We start from the raw sequence: 7,711 nt of genomic DNA, 5'->3' as shown, positions 1-7,711 counted from the left end.
GATTTGATAATAAGTAAGTTGCCGAATAAACCAGTCTAGCAGGGCCATGATTTTACGGGCCACCGGCTCTTGTGGCTGGGCGTGGGGCCGCGTGAGCTGGCGCAACAGATTCAGTCCGTAGCGGCTCAGGCTTGTGGCCCGGCAGCCGTGATTTTTGCGTGGAATGGCCTTGATTTTGCCGTGGGCCATCGTGCCCACGCCCAGACATAGCGCGTAGGCCAGGCTGACCAGAGCCACGAGCTTGCGCAGCTTCTGGTGGCAGCATAAGTGGGTGGCTTCCAGGTTAAAGCCGCGTCCTTTCAGGTTCTGAAAGCACTGCTCAATCGTCCAGCGGCTGGCGTAGAGGCCGCCCAGGTTGCGCAAGCCGGGCGCGGCGAAGAGAAACAGAAACTCCGTGTCGGCCAGCCGCTTGACCCAGACCTGTCCCCAGACCCCAGCCACTTGGCAATGCAGAAAATGCCGCTGCTGCCCTACGGCAAGGCCCAGGGCCGTGACGGCCTGCCGTCGGCCACTAGCAAAGGTGATTTGGTGGTGCTTGGGCAGGCGCATTACAAAAGGCAATTTATTCTTCCGTAGCCAGTTAAGCCAGACATGGCCCACAAACTCCCGGTCCCCCACCACCAGCCCGATGCGGTCGCGGCCCAGCACCTGTACGCAGATTTTGAGCAGGGCAATACGGTCGGCCGCACTGGAGTTCCCGCTGCGGTTGTCGAGCAGTTCCCAATAGAGCGGCAGTTGAAAGTCGCCTCGGCCTACGGTCACGAGCAGGATATTGACCTGGCAGCGGCCGAAGTCCCATTCGGTGCGGTCCAGGCACAGGCGCAGTTTGCCCGTGGCGGGCAGCAAGCGCAGCAGCAGGTGGGCCAGCACCAGATAATTCAGGTCCACCTGCCGAAAAAAGTCCTGAATGCGGGTTTCATTCGAAGCGATTTTCACCGCGTCATTCAGGTGCTGGGCTACCTCGCAAAATTGGACGTTGCGGCTTTTGAGCAGGGCGATAACAAACTGGCTGACAAACTTTTGCCGGGACAGATGGGGCACTAGCTGGACGCGACGCAAAAGCGTCGTAATTTTGGCAATGAGGCTTGGCTTCACGGGGCAGGACGGACAATGGTGTGTAGGAACCCCAAAGGTCGGACTGCCCCGTTTTTATGCCCTAAAGTTTAGTAGGGTAGAGTGTGATTTTTTATACGTCGCCTTTCTTCAGTGACACCCCGTATGCGCCCCCAAAAATTGCGCTAAGCGCCCTTCGTCGCGTAGGCCGAGGGCGCCTGCCCGAACTCCTCGCGGAAGCAGCGGGCGAAGTGAGAGAGGTTGCCGAAGCCGGTGGCGTAGGCCACGTCGGCTACGCTACCGGCGTGGCTGGCCAGCAGCTGGGCAGCCCGGCGCAGGCGCAGCGTGCGCACAAATTCGGCCGTCGACTGGTCGGTCAGCGCCTTCAGCTTGCGGTGCAGGTGCATGCGGCTCAGCGCCATTTCGGCGGCAAAATCCTCCACGCTGAATTCGGCCTCGGCCAGGTGGTTTTCCACCACCGCCAGCGCCCGGTTCAGGAACTGCTCGTCGGCCGAGGTAATGCTGATGTCGCGCGGCTGCAGGGTTACCTCGCGGCCGAAACGCTGCCGCAGCTGCTGCCGGCCCGCAATCAGGTTGCGCACCCGCGCCAGCAGCTCGGCCGGCCGGAAGGGCTTGGTGAGGTAGTCGTCGGCGCCGTGCTCGAAACCGCGCAGCCGGCTGGCCTCGTTGGTGAGGGCCGTGAGCACCACCACCGGAATGTGGCTGGTGCGCTCGTCGGTTTTCAGACGGCGGCACAGCTCCAGGCCATCCATGCCGGGCATCATCAGGTCGCTCAGCACCAGGTCGGGCAGGGCGGCCTGGGCGCGGGCCAGGCCCTGTTCGCCATCGGCGGCCAGCAGCAGGCGGTAGTTGGCCTGCAGGCATTGGCGCAGGTAGTCGCGCAGGTCGGCATTGTCGTCCACGATGAGCACCAGCGGGCGTGGGTCGGCTTCGGCCGGGCCATCGGCCACAGGCATTTCGTGGGCTTCGGCCACCAGCTCGTCGGTCATAGCGTCCAGCCAGCGGGCGGAAGCTTCGTCCGCTGCATCCAGCGCAGGACCGATATCATGGCCCGCTAAATGCGCCGTGCCCAACGCGAGGCTTACGACAAAAGTGCTGCCCTCGCCCACCGTGCTACGGGCCGTGGCCGTGCCGCCGTGCAGAGCCGCAAGCTCGCGCACCAGCGCCAGGCCCACGCCCGAGCCGCCGCGCTGCCGGGTGCGCCCCGCATCGGCCTGGTGGAAACGCTCGAACACCCGCAGCAGCTCCTCTGGGGCAATACCAATGCCGGTGTCGCGCACTGTTACCGTGGCGTAGCCGGCGACGTAGCGCACCGCCACCCCCACCCGGCCGCCAGGCGGGGTAAATTTCAGTGCATTGCTAAGTAGGTTATAGAGAATCTGTTCCAGCTTGTCGGCGTCGGCGTACAACGGGGCTTCTGTGGGCAGCGGCTCGGCGGTGCTTAAGTCCAACACCACATGCCGGTCCTGGGCCAGCGGCGCGAAGGCGTCCACGGTGGCGCGCACGGTGCGGGCCAGGTCGGTGGGCGCGGCCATCAGGGTCATGCTGCCGGCTTCGAGGCGGGCAATATCGAGCAGCTGGGTGATGAGGTGCAGCAGGCGGCGGGCGTTGCGGTGCATGGGAGCCACTTCGGGGCGCGGGGCCGGCTCAGTTAGCATCTGTTCCAGGGGGCTGATAATAAGCGTGAGGGGCGTGCGCAGCTCGTGACTGATATTAGTAAAAAAACGGGTTTTTACTTCATCCAGCTCCTGGAGGTGGTCGGTGGTAGCCAGGCTGGCTTGCAGCTCATCGTAGGCTTGGCGCAAGTCGTGGTTGGCTCGGCTTTGCACTTCCTCTTTCTCGCGGGCCACGGCCAGGGCTTCGGCCTGGGCCAGCGCCTTTTCGCGCCGGGCCAGGTTGATGCGGTCGGCCAGGCCCAGCGAAATCAGGATGACTTCCAGCGCCGAGGCGATGCGCACGCCATTCTCCGTCCAAAAACTGACCGGCACTACCCCCAGGCTGCGCAGAAAGTACAGCACGATGGCACTCATCAGCAGCACCCAGCCGGCCAGGTAGTAGCGGGCCGGCCGAAAGCCCGCCCGCAGCACCGCCACGCCCACCGTGAGCAGTACGGCCACGGTACTCAGCGGCAAAAAGTAGCTGAAGAAGCCGGCCAACCGGCCCAGGCCGTCTATCAGAATGAGTAGCACCAGCAGCGGGGCCAGCTCCATCACCACCCGCAAGGCCCCATCGAGCCGGGGCACCAGCCGGGCCGTTTCCAGAAAGGCCCGCGCCGTGAGAATGCTAAAAATGCAGGTGAGCGCCATCAACGTCACTTCAATCAGGTCGCGCAGCGGTGCTAGCGCGGGCAGCAGCGTATCGTAGCCCATCAGCACCAGCTGCAAAGCCCCGAAGCTGCCCACAAACAGCACGTAATAGAGGTAGCTGCGGTCGCGCACCGAGAAAAACAGCAGCAGGTTGTAGAACAGCAGCGCCAGCAGGGTAGCGAAATAGAACGCCGCCCCCACGTCGTTCAGCCGCACGCTTTGCCGCAGGTGGTCTTTTTCAATAATGCTGAACTGCATCAGCCCCGCGCGGGTATGCACGTACAGCGTAACGGGGCGGCCCGCCGGCAGCGGCAGCCGAATATTGTAGCGCCGGTCGGGCACCACATGCGTTCTGGCAAATAGGAAGGTGTCGCGCACCTGCTCCAAGGGCCGAACCTGGCCATCTTCGCCCACCAAAAAAGCGTCATAAGCCTGGTCCGACCGCAACAGCCAGCTGGTATTGGGTCCGGCCAGGTTACGCAGCTCGCAGCGGAGCCACACGTCCACGTTGCTGCCGGGCACGGTAGGCACATCTCGCGGGCTCGGCCGGAAGCGGTTGGCCCACTCCAGACGGCGCACCTGGGCCAGCGTCAGCTCTTTGTTGGCGTCGCCGCGCGGCACGGCCAGAATACTGCAATAACGGCCCAGCTGGTAGTTGCAGGCCGTATCGCGCAAAGCCAACGGGCCCGTTGCCACGGCCGGCAGTGACCACAACAAGCAGCAAATCAGAAGCCCTGACAGTAAAATATGCCGCATAAGCACAAGCAAAGCAGCGCCATTCTATGCGCCCGTAAATCTATTTAATACAAGTCTATATATTGAACAAGTTATAATTGTTTGGCAGAAACAAAAAAACCACCCCGACAGTCGGAGTGGTTTTCGTTGTTTGAGGCAGCAGCACCCTGTACTTACAGGGTACGCTTGATTTCTTTCTCCTCGAAGCCCTCAATGTTGTCGCCTTCCTGCAACTCGTTGAAGTTCTTGATGGAGATACCGCACTCGTAGCCTTGGCGAACTTCGTTCACGTCGTCTTTGAAGCGCTTGAGGTCCTGGATTTCGCCGGTGTGCAGCACAATACCGTTGCGCACCACCCGCACGCGGGTCTTGCGTTGGAACTGGCCTTCCGTCACCATACAGCCGGCAATAGAGCCCACTTTGGTGATGTTGAACACCATCCGGACTTCGGCGTTGGCCGTCACCACTTCCTGCACCGTTGGGGCCAGCATGCCTTCCATGGCATCCTTCACCTCGTTGATGGCATTGTAAATGATGCTATACAGGCGGATGTCAATCTGCTCGTGCTCGGCCAGCTTGCGGGCACTCTGCGAGGGCCGCACCTGGAAACCAATGATAATGGCGTCGGAAGCCGAGGCCAGCAGCACGTCGCTTTCCGAGATAGCGCCCACCCCTTTCGAGAGGATGTTCACCTTCACTTCCGGCGTACTCAGCTTCAGCAGCGAGTCGGAGAGTGCTTCCACCGAACCGTCCACGTCGCCTTTCACCAGAATATTGAGCTCCTTAAACGAACCGATAGCCAAACGGCGGCCGATTTCGTCCAGCGTAATGTGCTTCTTGGTCCGGATGGTCTGCTCGCGGGCCAGTTGCAGGCGCTGGGTGGCGGTTTCGCGGGCTTCGCGCTCCGTCTCCATCACCTGGATGCGGTCGCCGGCCTGGGGGGCCCCGGTCAGGCCGAGCACCTGCACCGGCGTAGCGGGCGGCGCGGTTTTCATTTTCTTGCCGCGGTGGTCGGTCATGGCCTTCACACGGCCAAAGTGCGGGCCAGCGAGGATGATGTCGCCCACGTTCAGCGTACCGGTTTGCACCAGCACGGTGGTTACGTAGCCACGGCCTTTGTCCAGCGAGGCTTCGATTACGGTACCAATGGCGCCGCGGTCGGGGTTGGCTTTCAGGTCGAGCAATTCGGCTTCCAGCAACACCTTTTCCAGCAACTCCTCAATACCAATGCCCGATTTGGCCGAAACCTCCTGGCTCTGGTACTTGCCACCCCATTCTTCCACCAGAATGTTAATCTGAGAAAGCTCCTCACGGATTTTCTCGGGATTGGCCGACTGCTTGTCAATCTTGTTGAGGGCGATGATAATCGGTACGCCCGCCGCTTGCGCGTGGTTGATGGCTTCCTTCGTCTGCGGCATCACCGAGTCGTCGGCAGCTACCACGATGATGGCGATGTCCGTCACCTTGGCACCACGGGCACGCATGGCCGTAAAGGCTTCGTGACCTGGCGTGTCAAGGAACGTAATGGGCTGGCCCGATTTGGTCCGCACCTCGTAGGCACCAATGTGCTGCGTGATGCCGCCGGCCTCGCCCTTGGCCACACTCGCGTCGCGGATGTAGTCAAGCAGCGACGTCTTACCATGGTCGACGTGGCCCATGATGGTCACAATCGGAGCGCGGTGCTTCAGGTCGGCTTCGTCGTCGCCGGCATCGATGCTGATTTCTTCCTCTTCTTTCGACAGGAATTCCACATCAAAGCCGAATTCGTCGGCAATCACGGTAATAGCTTCAGCATCGAGGCGCTGGTTGATGGACACGAACATGCCCATGCCCAAACACACCTTAATTACCTCGTTCACGTTCACGTCCATCAGCGAGGCCAGGTCGTGCGCCGAAATGAATTCGGTGAGCTTCAGCGTTTTGGCATCCAGCTCGTTCTGCGCGCGCAGGGCCTCGCGGTCCTCTGCCAGCATGCTGCGCTTGTCGCGACGGTACTTGGCGCGGTTGGCTTGGCCGGTGGCTTTGTTGCCGCCGAGCTTGGCCAGCGTGGCCTTAATCTGCTCCTGAATCTGCTTTTCAGCCTGCTCAGGGGTGAGGGCAGGCGCGTTAACCTTGGGAGCCGACTGACCAGGACGCTGACCAGGACCGCCGGGGCGCTGGCCGGGGCCACCACCGGGGCGGTTGCCCTGGTAGCCGCCACCCTGGCCGGGAGCACCCGCCGGGCGGTTGCCCTGGTAGCCAGGGCTGGGCGGCGAGGTAGTGCTGCCGGGAGGGCCAGGCAAGCGCGTGCGCTTCTTCTGGCCCGGACCACCAGCGGGCAACCCCCGCTTGCTCACATCCGACGAGGCAATGGGCCGAGGGCCGCGGCCACCCGGACCACGACGGTCGTTATTAATAGATGACAAATCGATTTTGCCGAGTACCGTGAGGCCCTTCAGCGTGTCCGACTTGGCTACAATGGTGCTGGTATCTTCGGGCGTACCACTATCGGCAGGCGCAGCAGCAACAGCAGGTGCGGCCGGAGCAGCAGCCTGCACAATCGGAGCGGGTGCGACCGGTGCAGGAGCAACTACTGGTGCAGCAGGCGCTGCTTCGGCTTTTGCCACTGGCGTAGCTGCCGGAGCGGCTGGCACAGGGGCCGGGGCCGGAGCAGCGGGCACTTCCGCTTTAGGAGCAGGCGCTGCTGCCACCGGAGCGGGGGCAGCTGAAGCCACCGGAGCAGGAGCTGGTACCGTGGCCGGCGTTTCCGCAGGCTTGGGCTTGGGTGCCACTACCCGACCGCGGCTGTCCAGCTCAATTTTGCCCATTACCTTAAGACCTGGAGCGGCTGGCGCAACGGGAGCTGGTGCGGGGGCAGGAGCTGGTGCAACGGCTACGGGAGCCGCCGGAGCTACTGGGGTTGGAGCGGGCGCGGGGGTTGGTGCCGCAGCCACAGGGGCAGCGGGCGCAGCCGGCTTGGGAGTAGGAGCAGCTGCCGGCACCGAACGCGGAGCCGGGGCAGCAGGCTTGGGAGCCGCGTCAAGGTCACTCTGGCGCTTGTCCTGAATGACCTTTTGAGCCTCCTGCCGGTCATGGGCATAGGCCGCGAATTCCTTCTCAAGCGAGGCCACTTGCTCACCAGTGAGCTTGGTGGTGGGCTTGTTCTCTACTTGTATACCTTTCTTGGCCAGGGCTTCAACCACCCTGTCCATTCCAATATTCAGGTCTTTGGCCGCCTGTTGTAGCCGTTTCGGGGTTGCTTCCGCCATTCTATCTGTTACTCGCGTACGATACGCTTCTAAGTGCAAAGGTATTACATTAAATCTTGCCAGCAGGGCGTAAACCGCGCCAACTGACACGATTTGTTACCTCTGCCGTACCGGCCGCGCGGCCGTCATTGGGCTGGCTCGGCGGGAGAGCTTGCGCCCGCATCCTCAGTAGTTGCTTTGGGTTCTTCGGTCATTTCAGCCTCCAAAGGGGTATGTTCGGGGGTAGTCTCGGCTTCGGAAGCATGCGTAACGGCTGCTTCTTCGTCCTTTTCGTCGGTTTTTGCCTCGGGGGCAGCATCTCCGGCAGCGCGCTTTTTAGCGGCATCCAGCGAGCTTTCGTCGAGGTCT

At 62.2% G+C, this 7,711-nt stretch carries 3 protein-coding genes; all 3 read right to left on the bottom strand.

The genetic code is table 11. The features are described 5' to 3' along the window. Positions 1-1,095 (bottom strand): IS4 family transposase (locus tag GM79_RS14750; RefSeq protein WP_035562703.1); only part of this gene is annotated, 1,095 nt, incomplete at its 3' end. A 143-nt stretch (positions 1,096-1,238) separates the two neighbouring features. After that, entirely contained in the window at positions 1,239-4,097 is a 2,859-nt protein-coding gene (locus GM79_RS23200) for a 7TM diverse intracellular signaling domain-containing protein (protein WP_161787186.1), read from the bottom strand. Positions 4,098-4,288: 191 nt separating this feature from the next. Continuing rightward, positions 4,289-7,363, bottom strand: a complete 3,075-nt coding sequence (gene infB, locus GM79_RS14740; protein WP_035565207.1) for a translation initiation factor IF-2 — start codon at positions 7,361-7,363, stop codon at positions 4,289-4,291. Positions 7,364-7,711: the final 348 nt, after the last annotated feature.

The organism is Hymenobacter sp. IS2118 (genome assembly GCF_000715495.1).
Lineage (GTDB): Bacteria > Bacteroidota > Bacteroidia > Cytophagales > Hymenobacteraceae > Hymenobacter.
This window is presented reverse-complemented; position numbering and strand designations above follow the sequence as displayed.